This is a genomic window from Ruania alba, from assembly GCF_900105765.1.
Taxonomy (GTDB): Bacteria; Actinomycetota; Actinomycetes; order Actinomycetales; family Beutenbergiaceae; genus Ruania; species Ruania alba.
Genome location: NZ_FNTX01000002.1, coordinates 1395690 through 1412747, shown reverse-complemented (window position 1 = coordinate 1412747; position 17058 = coordinate 1395690). Strand labels below are relative to the sequence as shown.

The following is a 17058-nucleotide window of genomic DNA, read 5'->3' as shown; positions in this document are numbered from 1 at the left end:
CCTGCAACATTTGGTTGCAGGTCACGATAGCGGCGCACCGCGCGATGCGCAACCCTTAGTTGCACATCGTGATCATCGCGGCGATCGCCCCCACAGACCCACCGCTGGAGAGGGGTGCGGTCACGTTCCGGTGAGCACCGCGATAGCCGCCTGTCGGTCCAGCCGGTCCAGCACCGCGACGTCCTTGGACTCCAGCATCCGGTAGGCGTGGAAGAACGCCTCGAGCTCCTCGACCGCCGCCTCCGGCAGATCGTCGATGTCCGTCAGGTGGTCGGAATGGTGATCGGCCTCGGGCACCACGAGCAGCTTGGTCTCGGCGATGTCCCCGACCTGCAGTGACATCCCGCCGATCACCCGACAGCGCATGTGCACCCCGGGAAAGGTTCCCTCGTCGATGAGCACGAGCGCGTCGAGCGCGTCCCCGTCCTCGCCGTCGGCCCCGATCACGTACCCGTAGTCACCGGGAAAACCGGCCGGTCCGCCAAGGCGACGGTCGAACCAGATGACCCCTCCATCGTCGGCCTCGTACTTGTTCCGGCTGCCGCGGGGGATCTCCACCACCACCACGCAGCGACCTGCTCGATGTTCTTGTGCCCGCTTCTCATTGGTCATCTCTGCACCGTAACCACGGCAGGTCGGCGATTCCGGGGATTCGGACGCCAGTTGCCGCTGCGCAGCAACGTAGTTCACCCACGTGGCATATCTTCCCCGGGACCTAGCCCCATACCGCCCCCGCTACGCCCCTCCCGGGTCCGTGGCGGCCGCACGAGGGCTCAGTTCGCGCGCACCTGGTCCGTTCAGCCATTCGACAGCCGACAGCTTCGAGCCGATCTCTCGAGCAGCCTCCTGAAGGTCACCGAGATGCTCCTCGAGCTGCTCCAGCGTGCATCGTTGGACGGGAACGGTGATGCTAATCCCGTACAATCCCAAGTCCGTGGTAATCGCGACCCCGATACACCGCGCACCTGGCGTCGACTCCTCGTCCTCAATCGCATACCCTCGCCGACGGGCGGCCGCCAATTGATGAAGCAGCGCATCCCGCGTCCGAATGGTGCGGCTCGTGACCGTCGGGAGCTCCTCAGGATACAGGCTGACGATCTGCTCATCGCTCAAGGTGGCCAGCATCGCCTTGCCGAGACCAGTGCCGTAGGCGGGCTTCCGGTCGCCAAGGTGCGCAACATAGCGCACCTCATGCGTGCAGTCCCGTCGATCGACATAGATCACATCACCATCGCGGAGGGCGCCAAAGTGCACGGTCTCATTGAAGGTCTCGACGAGTCGATCGAGCACGACACCAGCCACATCATGGATCGACCGGTGTCGATGGAAGGCCGCCCCCACCTCGAACGCGCCGATGCCGATCGTGTAGCCGTCCGAATCGCGCTCCAGGAACCCCGCTGCGACCAAGGACCCCAGGAGATTGTGCAGGGTACCCTTCGGCACATCCAGACGCCGTTGCAGATCCACGAAACGCATGGACCGCCCCGCCCTGGCGACCAGCTGCACGGCAGCAAGCGATCGATCCACGCTGTGGTTGGTTCGTCCGGTGCGTTCCATCACGGCTCCCTCGTTCGCGCCTGCCTGTCTTTCCGACTCAAGTTCATCATAACGAACTCTGGCCGCCGAAACGGCAGAGCGGATATGTGTCCAAATCCCGCGCATCCGTGCTGGCGAGGCGCCACGCCGGTGATTAAGCTCGCGCGAGCAGGCAATGCACACAGGTTGCTGCAGTAGGCCCGATCGACCGTTGCATCTGGCCCGGGTCAAGGCGTCGATATTGGGGCGACGACCTCGTCGGTGCCGTTGCAATGAAGCGATGCCGCGCTCATCTGGTCCGACGAACATCACCACGTTTGCCGGATCCGTCCCTGGGCCCTGCTTCTCGCCCGAGGGCGTACCGGCGGATCCGGCAGGCAACTTCGATGCAGTGTTGCGGGTTGAGGCTGAGGCCAGTCGGTTGATCGTTCTGATCGATGTCGCGATCTTCCGTGTGCACGGTCGACGGAGAATCGACCAACGACACAACTGCCTCGAATTTCGCTATAGTGAACATCGTTCACGCCGATCGCCAGTCGACCACCTCCTCTTTCGATGAAGGGACGACCACGAACCGTGCAGGCACCCAACATCTTGTTCGCCATCGCTGACGATGCTTCCCACATGAGTGCGTACGGTCATTCGTTCGTGCACACCCCGAACTTCGATCGGGTAGCGGAGCAGGGTGTTCTCTTCATGAACGCCTTCACGTCGAACCCCAAGTGCGCTCCATCTCGAGCGAGCATCCTGACCGGCAGGCACTCGTGGCAGCTCGAGGAGGCGTGCAACCACTTCGGGATCTTCCCATCGAAGTTCGCGGTGTTCCCCGACCTTCTGGATGATGCGGGATATCACGTCGGGTACACGGGGAAGGGATGGGGCCCGGGTGACTGGCGAGCCGGTGGCTGTTCCCGGAACCCTGCCGGACCCGAGTACAACGACGCGAGGTTGACACCGCCGGAGAAGACGGGGATCCGGCCCATCGACTACGCCGGAAACTTCGAGGCATTCCTCAACGATCGCCCTGACGGCGCCCCGTTCTATTTCTGGTACGGAGGTCACGAGCCGCACCGGTCCTACGTCGAGGGCGAAGGCATGCGCGCCGGGAAGGATCCCGCTGACGTCACAGTGCCCCCGTACTTGCCCGACCACGAAGTCGTACGCAACGACCTGCTCGACTATGCCTACGAAGTCGAGTGGTTCGACCAGCACTTGGGCCAGATGCTCGATCTTCTGGATCGCACCGGTGAGCTCGAGAACACTCTGGTGATCGTTACTTCGGACAACGGGATGCCGTTTCCACGCGTCAAGGGGCAGATGTACGAGGAGGACTTCCGGCTCCCTCTCGCGATCAGCTGGCCGCGCGAAGTTCCGGGTGGACGCACGGTCGAAGACCTGGTCAGCTTTATCGACCTCGCACCCACACTGCTCCACGCCGCCGGTCTCAGTCCAGGTGAGCAGATGGAAGGGAATCCCCTCACCGACGTCCTCCGATCGACATCCTCAGGTGTGATCGACCCCGACCGCGACCGGGTCTACATGGGCCGGGAGCGCCACGACCTCGGTCGCGAAGACGACCTCGGGTATCCGGTGCGATGCATACGCACTCCCGAGTACCTCTATGTGTGCAACTTCCATCCCGAACGGTGGCCGGCCGGCAACCCTGAGACCGGGTTCACCAACGTCGACGCCTCTCCAACGAAGTCCCTGGTGCTCGAACAGCACTACCAGAACGAAACCGACCGCTACTTCAACCTGGCGTTCGCCAAACGCCCCGCCGAGGAGCTCTATCGGATCGACCGCGACCCCTCCTGCCTGCACAACCTCGCGGAGGACCCCGGCCATCAGGCGACGAAGAAGTCGTTGCGGCAGGAACTGGAGCACACGCTCGTCAGTACGCGCGACCCCCGGATCCTCGGTGACGGCGACACCTTCGAGACCTACCGGTACACCGGCAGTGACGCGCATTCCTGGCGCAGTTACCGGGCGGGAACCTGGGCGCCGTTGTGACTGCCGCCCTGCGGCCGGGATATACAGACGCAGCCGCACACCAGCGGGCGATCTGATCATCCGCCCGTCACGTTCAAGCAGTCGGATGCCGACCCGACCCGACCTACTCGTGGTCTTCGGTGACCAGCATCGCTGGTGCGGCCTCGACTGCTACGGCAATGAGGAAGTCGACTCGCCCGCATTCGACGACCTGTGGGGCTGTCTCGAAGCACCCTGCTGCGTGTCCCCGCACGCGCCAGCATGCTCACCGATCAGCTCAGCCAAGCACCGGGCAATGCGCAAGTGTTGCCTGCCATGACCATGGGATCGGGCGGGGTTGTCGATCGTGAAGATCGAGGAGCTGCTGGCCCGGCAGGGTGTCGTGCTGTACCGGACGCTGCACCGCTTCGCGACCCCGCGCGGAGCGGCTACCGGGCCAGGGAGAGCCGCCGTCCGCGTCAACGATGGCGACGCCGGGCGGCAGTGGAAGATGCACGCCCTGATCTACTCGCGTGTGGCTGACCTATGCCCAGCCCGTCACGGATGATCGCCGGTTGTGAGGCGGCGGCGTGTTCTGGGTGCTGGTCCCGGACAACGTGAAGCCGGTCGTGGACGACACTGAGGCGGTCAACCCGCGGCTGTCAACCGGCTGGTTGGAATTGAGTCTGGCCCCGTTGAGTGGACATCCTGATCGCCAGGTTCGCCCCTGGCAGGAGAGGATGCCTCAGGGGTGCGAAGAGGAAGATCGACACCCCGAAGTACCGCCAGGATGCTGCCACGCACGCGATTCCGGACTCGGTCGGACGCCGTGCGACCGAGGTGAGTTGAAAGCGGTGTGGACCTCCGATATCACCTACCTGGCCACCGGTCAGGGCTAGTTGTACCTGTGCGCTGTGCGTGACGGGGCTCGCACCGGATCATCGGGGACACCTTCGCCGACAACTTGCGCACCGATCTGGTCGAAACCGCCATGCGCCGCGCGGTGACCTTCCGCGACGCAGATACCACCGGCACGGTCTTCCATGCCCGATCGGGGCGCCTTGACACGCTCCATTTCCGATGGGTAATGTCCGGAGCGAACATGGTTCGTAATAGTGAACATCTGAGCGGTCCTGCCGAGTGAGCCGGGGACCTGCATCAATTGGTGCCAACTGGGAAGCATCGACCGCCAATGGAGGCCGTCATGAATGGAATCTCACAGAGCTTGCGGGGCCGCAGTGTGAGCCGACGCCACCTTCTGGCTGGAGCAGCGGCTGCTTCAGCAGCGGGGGCATTGGGGTTGACCGGGTGTGATCCGGAGGGTGCTGCTCCGTCTACTGAGGTGGGGCAGTTCGAGATTCCGGATCCGGCGGGGGAGCTACCGACCGGTGATGTGGAGCTACGGGTTCTGGGAACGCCGGACAGCCATCCGGCCTTCTGGGCTGCGTTCGGGGGTGCATACGAGGAGAAGCATCCCAATGTCACCATCGAGTATGAGGGTGCGCCGCATCCCAGGATCAGGGAGATTTTGCCATTGGCGGTCCGGAATGGGACCGCTCACGACATGTTCCTGATGTCTGGTGGATTGGTGCCGGATGCGGTCGCGTCGGGTTGGGTTCGGCCGCTTGACGACATCATCCCGAACTTCGACGAATGGAAGGCTCAGTTCCCCGAGGGCATCTTCGTTCCCGGCGCACATCTGTTTGATGGCAAGACTTATTCCGTCCCTCTCTCCACCCGAAAGCTTCAGGCGACGTTCCTGCTGAGCAACACCTCGATCCTCGAGCGGGCCGAGGTGGAACTGAGTGAAACGCCGACGTGGGATGAGTTTCGGGACGCGGCCAAGAAGATCACCGAGGTCGGTGATGGGGAGTTCTATGGATTCGCACTGCCGGGCGTACGGATGACGAACAATGTGCGACGGCTCACTCAAACCGCCGGGGTGGGCGGACCGGGGGACATCGACACCCAGACCGGCCGACACATTGCGAGCAGTGACGAATATCGGGAAGCTGTCGAGCTGATTCTGGCGATGCAGGCGGATGGCAGCTTGTTGCCGGGGTCGGTGTCGATGACTGCACAGGAGGCGCCGCCCCGCGTGGTGACCGGGAGTGTTGGCATGATCATCGATGGTGGCTGGATGATCGAAGGGTGGCAGAACGACAGCCCCGATTTCGAGTTCGGGGTGTCGGGACCGCCGCGGCCATCTGTGGACTCGCCTCCGACCCTCGCGAGGGATCCTCAGGGCGGCTACTGGGTGAACGCCGAGACCGCCAATCCCGAGGTGATCGGCGACATCTACTCCTACATGGGTGGCTTGGAGGGTCAGATCGCCAGTGCACAGGTCAAGGGAGTGACCTTTCCTTCCTTGTTCCCCGAGGCGCGGGAGGCTCTCGCAGCCGTTGTCACGGGTCCCCGCGCGCGTGCGATGGCGGAGCACGAGCAGGTCGTCCTTCCGCCGTATGTTCAGGTCCGCAACACTGACGCGCTCATGGTCTTCGAGGAGCTGGAGGAACCGAGGATGCGCACCCCGCAGGTACTGGAGGCGATCATGGTCGGTGACGTGTCTGATGTGGGTCAGGCGCTGCAGGATCTGGGCGACGGTTACGACCGGGCGTTGGACGACGCTATCGCAGCGGCAACGGCAAAAGGTGCGGAGATCTCACGGGACGAGTGGATCTTCCCTAACTTTGATCCGACCGAGGACTACACCAGCGCAGACTATGACGCTCTCTGACCTGCAACAGAGCTCTGGGCTTGCGACGAAACTGTGGCGTGCGCGGTGGTGTTATGTATTCATGGCGCCGTCGTTGGTGTTGAGCGTGTTGTTCACGTTCTATCCCACGGTTGCGTCATGGGTGTTGTCGGCCCAGGAGTGGTCCGGGGTCGGGGACCCGACCTTTGTGGGGTGGGCCAACTACGTCGAGGTCGTGCGGGACGAGTACTTCTGGGCTGCGATGGGTCGCACGTTCCAGTTCGCGATCGTTGCATCGTTGTTCAAGTTGGTGTTGGCGTTGTTCATAGCGATCGTCCTGAACAACGCGGCGATGCGATTGCGAGCAGTGTTTCGCACCATGATCTTCCTGCCGGTGGTGACCACCGCAGCGGTGATGGGTGCGGTAGCGGTGTTGTTGTTGAACCCGTTCGATGGCCCGCTGAACCAGATCCTGACCGGGATCGGGTTGCTGGAGCAGCCCGTCAACTTCTTGGGCAATCCTGACCTGGCGTTGTGGTCGGTGGCCGGGGTCTGGGTGTGGAAGGGCCTGGGTATCACGATGGTGTTCTGGTTGGTCGCGTTGCAAACGGTGCCGCGGGAGTTGTATGAGGCGAGCTGGATCGACGGCGCTTCAGGTCTGCGGAGCCATCTGACCATCACGATGCCGTTGATCGTCCCGTTTGCGTTGTTGATCTCGTTGCTGACGTTCGCGAGCGCGCTGCAAACGTTTCCGTTGGTGCAGACCATGACTCGGGGCGGGCCGAACCTGGCTACGGAGCTGGTGGAGCTGTACATCTTCCGGATCGCGTTTGCGCCGGACGCTGGGCTGGAAGCCCGGTTCGGGTACGCCTCGGCTGTGGCGGTGGTGTTTGGGGTGTCGGTGTTGCTGGTCGCGTTGTTGCAGTTGTGGGGTGTGCGGCGGATGCGGTCGTTGCGTGCAGCGATGGGAGGGCAGTAACTCATGACAGTTGTGGGACCTGGCACCGAGGTGGAGGATCGCGTGCACGAATCGCCCGGTACCGACCCGGCGCCGCGGCTACGGAAATCGTACAAGCACAGGATCCTGGCGATCTGGCCGTATGTGTTGATGGTTCCGGTGGCGTTGACGTGGGTCTATCCGTTCGTGTGGATGGTGACCAGCTCGTTCAAGTCCAACAGTGAGATGTTTGGCAGCACCAGCTTGATCCCGGAGTCGTTTCACTGGGAGAACTGGCAGCGAGCCTGGTACCAGGTCGACATCGGCCGATACTTTGGCAACACCGTGTTCGTCACCGTGGCCACGATCTTCATCGTGGTCGCAACCTCGTCGATGATCGGATACGTGCTGGGTCGCTACACCTTCCCCGGCAAGAAGATTGTGATCGCAGCGTTCATCGCGACCGTGCTGGTCCCGGAGGGCTACACCATCATTCCGTTGTTCGATCTGATCAACAACCTCGGGTTGGGCGGATCGTTGTGGGGGGTGGTACTGGCCGAGTCCGGTGGTGCCCACGTGATGATCATCCTGCTGTTCGCCGGATACTTTCGACAGATCCCGAACGAGATTGAGGAAGCCGCTCAGATCGATGGTGCAGGGTTTGTCCGCCAGTTCTTTACGATCATGTTGCCGTTGACTAAACCCGTCGTCGCCACCGCAGTCATTCTCACGTTGATGCGGTCGTGGAACAGCTTCTTGATCCCGTTGGTGCTGACCTTGTCCAATCCTGATGCTCGTACCCTCGCTGTCGGGGTGTACTCGTTCCAAGGCGAGAACATGACCGACTGGACGGGCATGACCGCAGCATCCACCATCAGCCTGCTCCCGATTGTGATCGTGTTCTTGTTCTTGCAGCGTTATTTCATTGAAGGCATGACCGGCGCCGTCCGCGGCTGAGATCGACCAGCGTGGCCGACGCACCAGATCAATCTCGCACCATTCGTGATCAACACCGAGCAAAGAAGGGTCCATTCATGCCACCAGCCGATCCTACCCAGCCTGCGCAGCCTGGCCCGCGGCCGAACGTGGTGGTCTTCGCTGTTGACCAGATGGGTGCTGCATCCCTGGCCTGCAACGGCAACCCCGACGTAGAAACGCCGAACCTCGACGCCCTGGCCGACGCCGGCCACAGCTTCCAACGTGCCTACTGCAACAATCCCGTCTGCATGCCGTCCCGGGCAACTTTGATCACCGGCCGCACACCACGCCAGCACGGCTGTATCTCCAACGGCATGGTCCTTGATGAGCAGACCACCACGATGCCGGGAGTGCTGGCCGAGTCGGGGTATCGCACTCATGCGGTCGGGAAGCTGCATCATCAGCCCTTCGGCCTGCCCGCCGATGTCGATGCTCATTCGTGGGAGTCGAGGGCAGCGTGGGACAGTGGCGAGATCACCGGGCTTCCGGCCGGCTACTACGGCTATCAGACCACCGACTTCGTTGGCGGTCACGGCCGCGGTGTCTTCGGCGACTATGCGAACTGGCTGGATCGTGAACACCCAGGAGTGCGCGAGCTGTACTCCCCAGAGCGGGCCTACGCCGCGACCGGCCTGGGCTATCGTCTCGAGGTCCCCGCCGGGCTGCACTACAACGACTGGATTGCCTCCCGTGCGTGCGACTTCTTGAGCACGGTCGAGGACGACGAGCCCTTCTTCCTGTCGTGCTCGTTCCCGGATCCCCACCTCCCGTTCGCAGCGACCAGACCATACAGCGAACGCTACGATCCCGCTTCGATCACCCTCAGCCCCACCTGGAATGACCCGGCGGATCCGGTGCGATGGCTCGCGCGGCGACGGACCGAAGTCGCACACTTCACCCAGTTCGACCAAGCCGAACTGAGAGAAATCGTGGCCCAGACCTACGGAATGATCAGCCACATCGACGACTGCATTGGCCGCGTCCTCCACACCCTGCGGCAGGGCGGCAAGTATGACAACACCATCATCGTGTTCCTCAGCGACCACGGAGAATACCTGGGGGCCCATCACCTGTTGAGCAAAAGCGTCTGGCCCTACGAAGACCTGCTCCGTGTCCCCTTCATCTGGCGCACCCCGCACGGGACCGCGCGAGGACCAGACCCAGCAATCACCAGCCACCTCGACCTCGTGCCGACCATCCTGGACTACACCGGAGTTGGTTGCGACGCCTTCAACAATCGTGAGGGCGCCCGAAGTGACTGGCCCGGCCTGCCAGGACGATCCCTGCGTCCGCACCTGGAAGGCACCGAGACGCTACCCGACCAACCAGCACTGGTGGAGTTCGACGAGGACTGGACCCCGGGAACCATGACCCGCATGCGCACTGTGGTCAGCCGCCGCCACAAACTGGTCCAGTATGCGGGGTACACCGAAGGGATTTTGTTCGACCTCGAATCGGATCCGAACGAGACCACGAACCTCTGGAACGATCACGATTACGCTCAGGTGAGATCTGACCTGACCACGGAACTCGTCGACCAACTAGCTTGGAGCGACCCGCTCCCGGGACCCAGAATCAGCGGTGCGTGACATCGTAGCCATCTTGACGTGTGCGAAAGAGGGACTGTGTCCACGGTTCCACGCGCTTCAGGGCTGACACGACCTCGAACGAGTTGACCCGTCGAAGTGAGGGAGAATGACGCTGTGCATGGATCTCCGAATCGACGGGCATAACGTCGCAAAATGTGAGTTTTCCGGCATAAGTGCGGGTCGCGGGGAGCCTGATCTGGGTGTGACCACCAGCGCATCTCGTCGTGCGGCGCGCGTGTAGTCCCGGTGTCAGCCGGTCAGGTCAACCAGCTCGTACAGGACCCGGGTCTTCCCGGCCCGGTCAACTCTCCGGTAGGCCAGTGCCTTTTCTTCGTCACAGTCTTGCGTTGACTCATCGTCAGTTCCATCCGCCGTCGTGCTCACGCGGAGGTCCTCACCTGAGGCAAGGGCACCCCACAAGCGGAGACTTCAGATGAGTCAACTCTGGTCTTGACGCTCACAGACTCCCCGTTCTAGGGTAAACGAGTTCCTATATGCGAATATAGTTCGGATCGCTACAGGTAAGGATCACCGTTGATCATGACCGACGCAGTTGTTGGGTCCCGAGCCACGCCGGCTTCCGGCACTGGTCCACGGCTCGATGCCAAAGCTCCGTGCCCCAGGCCGCCGATGGGGTGGAACAGCTTCGACAGCTACGTGGTGTATCTCGACGAGGAAGCCGCGATGGTCAACCTGGACCACATGGCAAGAATCCTGCAACCTCATGGCTACGAGTACTTCGTGGTCGACGGCGGATGGTTCGAGGAACGTGACCTAGTCCCCGGAACCAAACGGCCACAGCGGCGGAAGGCGCAGGACTGCCGCCTTGACAAGTTCGGGCGATACCTGCCTGCCACGACATACTTCCCTCACGGGATGCAGCCGCTGATCGAGCGCACACACGCGTACGGCCTGAAGTTTGGGATCCACATCATGCGTGGAATCCCGCGCAAGGCGGTCGAGCTCAACCTCCCGATCGAGGGCACCGAGCACCGCGCCGCTGACATCGCCGACACCAGCGACGTCTGCCGGTGGTGGGACACCAACTACGGCATCGACATGTCCAAGCCAGGCGCCCAGGAATACTACGACGGATGGATTGCTCTCCTGGCTTCGTGGGGGGTCGACTACATCAAGGCTGACGACATCACCGCATTTCCAGCCGAGATTGAGGCGGTCTCCACGGCCATCGCCAGGTGCGACCGGCCCATCGTGTTGAGCCTGTCCCCGGGCCAGGACACTGACCCCGACCTGGTCGACACCTACCAGCGCCACGCGAACCTGCTGCGCACCACCCGTGACATCTGGGACGAACGCGACGACCTCGACATCGCTTTCGACGCCTGGAAACAGTGGCAGGACCGAGGCGGCCCGGGGTTCTGGCCAGATCTGGACATGATCCCGTTCGGCCGACTCAAGGTTCGCACCCCCGCACAAGCACCCGTAGTCAACGACGTAGCTCTCCAGGGACGAGGGCTGGAGAGAGACTGCTCGCTCACACGCGACCAACGGCGGACCTTCATCACCATGCGCGCACTGGCCGCCTCACCGTTGTTCATGGGCGGCGACCTTCCCACGTCCGATCCGTTCGATCTAGCACTGATCACCGACGCTGACGTGTTGGCGTGCAACCAGAATGGGGTGGTTGGTCATCTGGCGTGGGAGCGGGACGAGGTCGAGGCATGGCTAGCACCGAACGCAGCCGAATCAGGATCGGGCTGGGTCGGATTTTTCAACCGCAGCGAAGAAGCCACGACCGTGGCCACCTCGCTGCACCACCTGAATGTCCCGGGATCCACGGTGCATCTCTATGACGTCTGGGCCGCACAAGATCTCGGCACCCAGCCAATCGGTGACGACCTCACCACCGAACTCCCGCCCGACGGGGTCTGGTTCCTGCGATACACACCCGGCCCATGAGGCGTATCCGCCCGGCTCTGAAACCACACAGAACGGAAGTGATCACCATGACAGCACAGGACAACAATCACTCGACCGAACGTCCGAACACCAGCGCCCCCTTGAGGATCACGCGTCGCCAGCTGGGAGTGGCGTCAGGCTTGGCTGTGTTGGGCGGCCTCGTGGGCACGACAGCGCCGACAGCGTGGGCTGCGCCCTCGCCGACCCTGGGGACCCCCAGAGATCTGCCGCTGTTCTCCGGCGGGTTCCCTCGCTCGTTCTTCTTCCGCAGTAGCGAGGTCCTCATCGGGGGCAGAGGGTTGGAGTATGACGAGTGGGAGGAGACATTCCTTCCCCTGAACGGAATTCAGGGGAAGGTGCTGCAGGAGACACGCAGCGACTGGGTGAGCCCGGACAATGTGGTGTATTTCAACCGGTTCAAGGAGCGCCACCCTGAGAAGGCCGTGATGCTGCACTACAACGGCTCGGGGCGCGACCCACTGTATGGAACGGAGGGATTCTTTGCGGGGCACTGGCTGTATCGCGCGGGGACGCAGTCGACCGAGTCGGTGGGTGCCGATGCCACGGTGATCAAGGTCGGTGATACGGCGATGTTCACCATGCGCGCCGGCCGCCGCGGAGACCGGGGCGACGACATCTGTATCACCGCAGTGGGGGAGGATGGCCGCCCGGACTGGTCGGTCGCTGAACAGGTGCAGCTCGTGGGCATCGATGCAGCGGCCAGCACCATCACGGTTCGGCGTGGCCTGTTCGGCACCTCGGCGGTGACCTGGCCGGCCGGTGCGTACTTGGCGCCGCACGTGGTCACCGGTCCGTGGGGTCCGCCACATCTGTCGAACCTGTTGTGGAGCTACAACTTCTCCACACGTTGTCCCACCGATGCCGCGGGTCGCAACTGCGGGGACGCGCTGGCCGAGGACCTGGCAGGGCTGTTCAACCCCGGTGGTCTGTTGGAGAGCTTCGACGGCATGGAGTTCGATGTCTTCAACTTCCGAGCCATCGAGCACACCGACGGCGGAGGGCAACCTGCCGAAGACGCCGATGCCAATGGTGACGGACAGCCCGGCGGAATGTACGTCGACGGCGTGAACACCTACGGCATCGGAAGCCTGGAGTTCTCCCAGAAGCTCCGGGCACTACTGCCCAACAAAGTGATCATGGGCGATGGCCAGAACGAACTCAACAACCAGCGTGGATTCGGCGTCCTCGGCATGGAAGCCGAAGGTTTCCCATCCCTGGTCGACAGGGAGTACGTGGACTGGTCGTCAGCCCTCAACCGGATCGGCTTCTGGGTCACCAGGTCCGACGACACGGCGTTCAACTACATCAACTACAAGTACCGGGGCGAGCGATCCGCAGACATCGACTACCGCGATCTGCGCCTCAATCTCGCGGCATCCCTGGTGCTCGGCGCCGGCTTCACCTTCACCAAGCGTCCGCCACGCCCAGGCCATATCCTGGGACCCTTCGACGAACTGGTCAAGGGCAACCTCAACGAGTTGAACTGGCTCGGCGCACCCCTGGCGGACCCGGTCCATCTGGCCGAACGCCAGCCTGACCTCCTCACCGGCGCTGGAGTCTCCTGGCGCGAGTCGATGGTGTCCAAGTTCACCGGAACGAACATGACATTCACGCGCGATCTGGGTTCGGGAGACTCACCACGCCTGGTAGCGACCTATCACGGGGCGGCCCCCGAGCCCAGCCCGGAGCCACACTTCCAGCAGTTCGAGTGGGGCTCGATCGACCACCCCGGCGGCGACCTGCTGCTGGTCATGTCAGCCACAGGCACGCCCCTCGCCGACTACCCTTCCACCATTGGGCGGCGGCTCTACCTCAGCGCCATCGACGCCGAAGGCAATGGAGAGCAACTGTTCACCTGGATCGATCCGGACGCTTTCATGGCCCGGTTCTACTTCCGGGACCTGGCAGCCGGACCAGTTCACCTTCACTTCGAGGTGGAAGGAACCGAAGAGATCGTCATCGAGCGGCTCACCGCGCACAACAGTGCCGATACCGTCTACCGCGCCTTCGAGGGAGGGGTCACGTTCGCCAACCCCTCCAACCACGACCAGACTTTCGATCTGGCCTCAGAGTTCCCCGACCAGGGCCTGACGCGACTACAAGGCACACCGGATCAGGATCCGGTGGTCAACAACGGCCAGCCACTGGGAACCTCGCTGACCCTCCCAGCCAAGGACGGCCTCATCGTACGCAGAGCCTAGTTCACTCCACCGATGATGCGCGGGAGGAGCTAGCAGTCAGGATGCTGTTGCCCGGTTGCGCTCTTCCGTGCCCGCCCGCAGCGCGTCACGAGATTCGCGGCATATCCTGCGATATCCACAGGCTGTGGGTACGCTCCGCCGCGCGGGAGTCCGCTGTGCTGTGCTGGCGAGATGCCTGATCACCTCACGACGGCGGTCGTGGCCTGGTCCCCCGACCGCACCGTGGTCAGGCGGCTCATGACCGTGGCCGACCCGAGCGACACTGCGCGCATTGCGGAATTCCTCGACCACGACGAGGTCGGAGTTGATGTGCGCCAGAGCGCCGACTGGACCACCGACGTGCTGCGGGACCCCGTCAGCGTCGAGCGAGCCAAGGTGGCATTCGGCACCTTCGTCGATCCGGCGGAGATCGCCCGCGTCTTCGACGCGTGGTGAGGCATTCCCCAGGAGCGGGTGAGGCACAGGCCGGAGACAGCAACCCAGTCGAGCCACACCATCGCGACCACGCCTGCTACACCTAGGGTGGGAGGTAGCGATCCTCACAACCGGCCGTGCGGAAAACCTCCCATCCTCACGGGTGCGCCACCCAGCAAGACCGGGACGCAACCATCAATGGCAGGAGTGACAGGAAGTGGCAAACCGACTGGCAGCGGCGACGAGCCCCTACCTCCTCCAGCACTCCGGCAACCCGGTCGACTGGCACGAGTGGGGTGAGGCTGCCTTTGCGGAGGCCCGACGGCGGGAGGTTCCGATCCTGTTGTCTGTCGGCTACGCCGCGTGTCACTGGTGCCACGTGATGGCGCACGAGTCCTTCGAGGACGAGCAGGTGGCCGCGGTGATCAACGCGTCCTTCATCCCCGTGAAAGTGGACCGGGAGGAGCGCCCGGACGTGGACGCCGTGTACATGCGTGCCACCACCGCGATGACCGGGCAGGGCGGGTGGCCGATGACCTGCCTGCTCACCCCGGACGGGCACGCCTTCTACTGCGGCACCTACTTCCCCCGGGACCGGTTCGTCGACCTGCTCCGTGCGGTCACCGAGATCTGGCAGGACAAGCGTGACGAGGTGGTCGAAGGGGCCGCCGGGATCACCGCCCGACTGCAGGAGGCCACCCGCCCGCCGGCCGGTGCCTTGGCGGACGGACCGCTCGGCACCACCGGGTTGCGCGACGCCATCACCGGCCTGCTCGCCCAGGCCGACCACCACCATGGCGGCTTCGGAGGCGCACCGAAATTTCCGCCGTCGATGGTGCTCGAGCACCTGCTGCGCCACCACGCACGCACCGGTGACGACCGGGCCCTGGACCTGGTCGAGGCGACCTGCACGGCGATGGCCAGCGGCGGCATCTACGACCAGCTGGCCGGCGGGTTCGCCCGGTACAGCGTGGACGCCGCCTGGGTGGTGCCGCACTTCGAGAAGATGCTCGCCGACAACGCCCAGCTGCTGCGGGTGTACCTGCACTGGTACCGCGCGACGGGTTCCCCGCTGGCTGAGCGGGTGGTCCGGGAGACGGCCGAGTTCCTGCTCCGCGACCTGCGCACGCCCGAGGCCGGTTTCGCGGCGTCGCTCGATGCCGACACCGAGGGCACCGAGGGCCTCACCTACGTCTGGACGCCGGAGCAGTTCACGGAGGTGCTCGGCGCCGCTGACGGCACCCGGGCGGCCACGCTGCTGGGGGTCACCGAGCAGGGCACGTTCGAGGGCGGCGCGTCCACGCTGCGCATGCTCGAGGACCCACCGCCGGAGTGGCCGGGCTGGCGTCTGAGCCTGTTCGAGAAGCGCTCGCTCCGGCCGCAACCGCCTCGGGACGACAAGGTGGTCACCTCGTGGAACGGCATGGCGATCGCGGCGCTCGCCGAGGCGGGCGCGCTCCTGGGTGAGCCGTCCTGGCTGGAGGCGGCGCGCCGGTGCGCCCAGCTGGTGCTCACCCACGCCACCCCCGACGGCGCAGGTCACCTCCGCCTGCGTCGCGCTTCCCGAGATGGCCGGGTGGGTGAGGCGGACGGCGTCGCCGACGACTACGGCAACGTCGCCGAGGGGCTCCTCGCCCTGTACCAGGCCACGGGCGAGCCGCATTGGCTGGGCCTCGCCGAGGACGTGCTCGCGACGGCGCTGGAGCAGTTCCGCTCCCCCGACGGCGCGTTCTACGACACCGCTGAGGACGGGGAGCGGCTGGTGCTGCGGATGCGCGGGCGCACCGACAACGCCGAACCGAGCGGAACCTCGTCCCTGGCCGGCGCGCTGCTCACCTTCTCGGCACTGACCGGGCGATGGCGTGCCGAGGCCGAGGCCGCGATCGGTGCCGGCGGTGAGATCGCGGCACAGGACCCGCGATTCGCGGGCTGGTTCCTGGCCGCGGCGGAGGCGGCGGCGAGCGGGCCGGTGCAGGTGGCCGTGGTCGGCGACGACGCGGTCGCTCGCGAGATGATCGCGGTGGCACGGGCCGCGACCAGCCCGGGCCTGGTGCTGGCGTTCGACGGTGGTACCGAGCCAGTTCGACCGGGCTCGGGCAAGGTTGTGGCCGCTTCGGCGCCCGACACCGACCACAACGTTGCTCCCCCGGGACTGCTGGACAGCCGCGAGCGCATCGACGGTCACTCAGCGGCGTATGTGTGCCGGGGGTTCGTGTGCGATCTGCCGGTTACGACGGTCGACGATCTCCACGCCTCCCTCGCCTCGACGATCGACAGCTGAAGCCTCGGCACGCAGAGATCCGCCGCCGATCTGGTGGGTTGGCAGCGTCTCAGCGCATCCACCAGATCGACGACGGATTCTCCAAGCGTGACTCAGTGACCCGCGTGGATCACTCGGTTGCCGCGGCCCCCTCCTGGGCCGCCAGCGAGAAGCCGGTTCCCTCCTCGGTCTGGCTCGCGTCGAGCTGCTGGGTGTCGAGCAGCTCGGAGGTCTCAGGGGCGACGAACACACGCGCGCCCTCGTTCTCGATCACCTGGTCGCTCTCGGCGGGCTCCGGCACGAGCGACATCTGCAGCTCAGTGCCGCTCTCTGCCATCGCGATGCGGACGCCGCCCTCGGCCGGGAGCCCGGCCTGCTCGGTGATCGACTTGATCGCGGTCTGGGCGTTCTCGGTCAGGGTGAGCATGACGCTCCCTCTCGTTCCTTCGGCATAGACGCTGACGAGCAGCATGCGCTCTCACTACACGCGTTGCGCCTGGGGCGAATCCACCGAAACACCCCGCCGGTACTCATCGCAA

General features: G+C 64.3%; 13 protein-coding genes. 10 read left to right on the top strand and 3 right to left on the bottom strand.

Annotation, left to right across the window (positions count from 1 at the left end):
• Positions 1 to 120: 120 nt before the first annotated feature.
• Positions 121 to 612, bottom strand: coding sequence for an inorganic diphosphatase (locus tag BLU77_RS16715; protein ID WP_089774176.1), 492 nt, complete (start codon positions 610 to 612; stop codon positions 121 to 123).
• A 123-nt stretch (positions 613 to 735) separates the two neighbouring features.
• Positions 736 to 1557: an IclR family transcriptional regulator gene (locus BLU77_RS16710; protein ID WP_175477173.1), complete on the bottom strand. Its 822-nt coding sequence runs from the start codon at positions 1555 to 1557 to the stop codon at positions 736 to 738.
• Between the two features lie 534 nt (positions 1558 to 2091).
• Between BLU77_RS16710 and BLU77_RS16705 the strand changes: the two genes are divergently transcribed.
• The 10 genes from BLU77_RS16705 (at position 2092) to BLU77_RS16660 (ending at position 16540) form a co-directional block, all read left to right on the top strand.
• Positions 2092 to 3546 carry a sulfatase family protein gene (locus tag BLU77_RS16705; protein ID WP_281242114.1) on the top strand — a complete coding sequence of 485 codons (1455 nt, stop codon included), beginning with the start codon at positions 2092 to 2094 and terminating at the stop codon, positions 3544 to 3546.
• 325 nt (positions 3547 to 3871) lie between these two features.
• On the top strand, positions 3872 to 4072 hold the full coding sequence (locus BLU77_RS16700) for a hypothetical protein (protein ID WP_139177817.1): 201 nt from the start codon (positions 3872 to 3874) through the stop codon (positions 4070 to 4072).
• 774 nt (positions 4073 to 4846) lie between these two features.
• Complete coding sequence (locus BLU77_RS16695; RefSeq protein ID WP_175477172.1) at positions 4847 to 6241, top strand: ABC transporter substrate-binding protein; 1395 nt, start codon at positions 4847 to 4849, stop codon at positions 6239 to 6241.
• Positions 6242 to 6302: 61 nt separating this feature from the next.
• Positions 6303 to 7178 (top strand): carbohydrate ABC transporter permease, encoded by an 876-nt coding sequence (locus BLU77_RS16690; RefSeq protein WP_175477171.1) that lies wholly within the window; start codon positions 6303 to 6305, stop codon positions 7176 to 7178.
• 42 nt (positions 7179 to 7220) lie between these two features.
• Positions 7221 to 8093, top strand: coding sequence for a carbohydrate ABC transporter permease (locus BLU77_RS16685; protein WP_217632488.1), 873 nt, complete (start codon positions 7221 to 7223; stop codon positions 8091 to 8093).
• A gap of 11 nt (positions 8094 to 8104) precedes the next feature.
• A complete protein-coding gene (locus BLU77_RS16680; protein ID WP_217632487.1) occupies positions 8105 to 9703 on the top strand; it encodes a sulfatase family protein in 1599 nt (532 codons plus the stop codon).
• A 540-nt stretch (positions 9704 to 10243) separates the two neighbouring features.
• Positions 10244 to 11623, top strand: coding sequence for a glycoside hydrolase family 27 protein (locus BLU77_RS16675; protein ID WP_139177816.1), 1380 nt, complete (start codon positions 10244 to 10246; stop codon positions 11621 to 11623).
• Between the two features lie 47 nt (positions 11624 to 11670).
• Positions 11671 to 13845: a hypothetical protein gene (locus BLU77_RS16670; RefSeq protein WP_089774167.1), complete on the top strand. Its 2175-nt coding sequence runs from the start codon at positions 11671 to 11673 to the stop codon at positions 13843 to 13845.
• A gap of 171 nt (positions 13846 to 14016) precedes the next feature.
• Complete coding sequence (locus tag BLU77_RS16665) at positions 14017 to 14280, top strand: hypothetical protein (protein ID WP_089774166.1); 264 nt, start codon at positions 14017 to 14019, stop codon at positions 14278 to 14280.
• Between the two features lie 196 nt (positions 14281 to 14476).
• Positions 14477 to 16540, top strand: a complete 2064-nt coding sequence (locus tag BLU77_RS16660) for a thioredoxin domain-containing protein (RefSeq protein WP_089774165.1) — start codon at positions 14477 to 14479, stop codon at positions 16538 to 16540.
• A gap of 109 nt (positions 16541 to 16649) precedes the next feature.
• On the opposite strand, the gene BLU77_RS16655 is transcribed toward BLU77_RS16660, so the two are convergent.
• Complete coding sequence (locus BLU77_RS16655) at positions 16650 to 16991, bottom strand: HesB/IscA family protein (RefSeq protein ID WP_245708913.1); 342 nt, start codon at positions 16989 to 16991, stop codon at positions 16650 to 16652.
• Positions 16992 to 17058 lie beyond the last annotated feature (67 nt).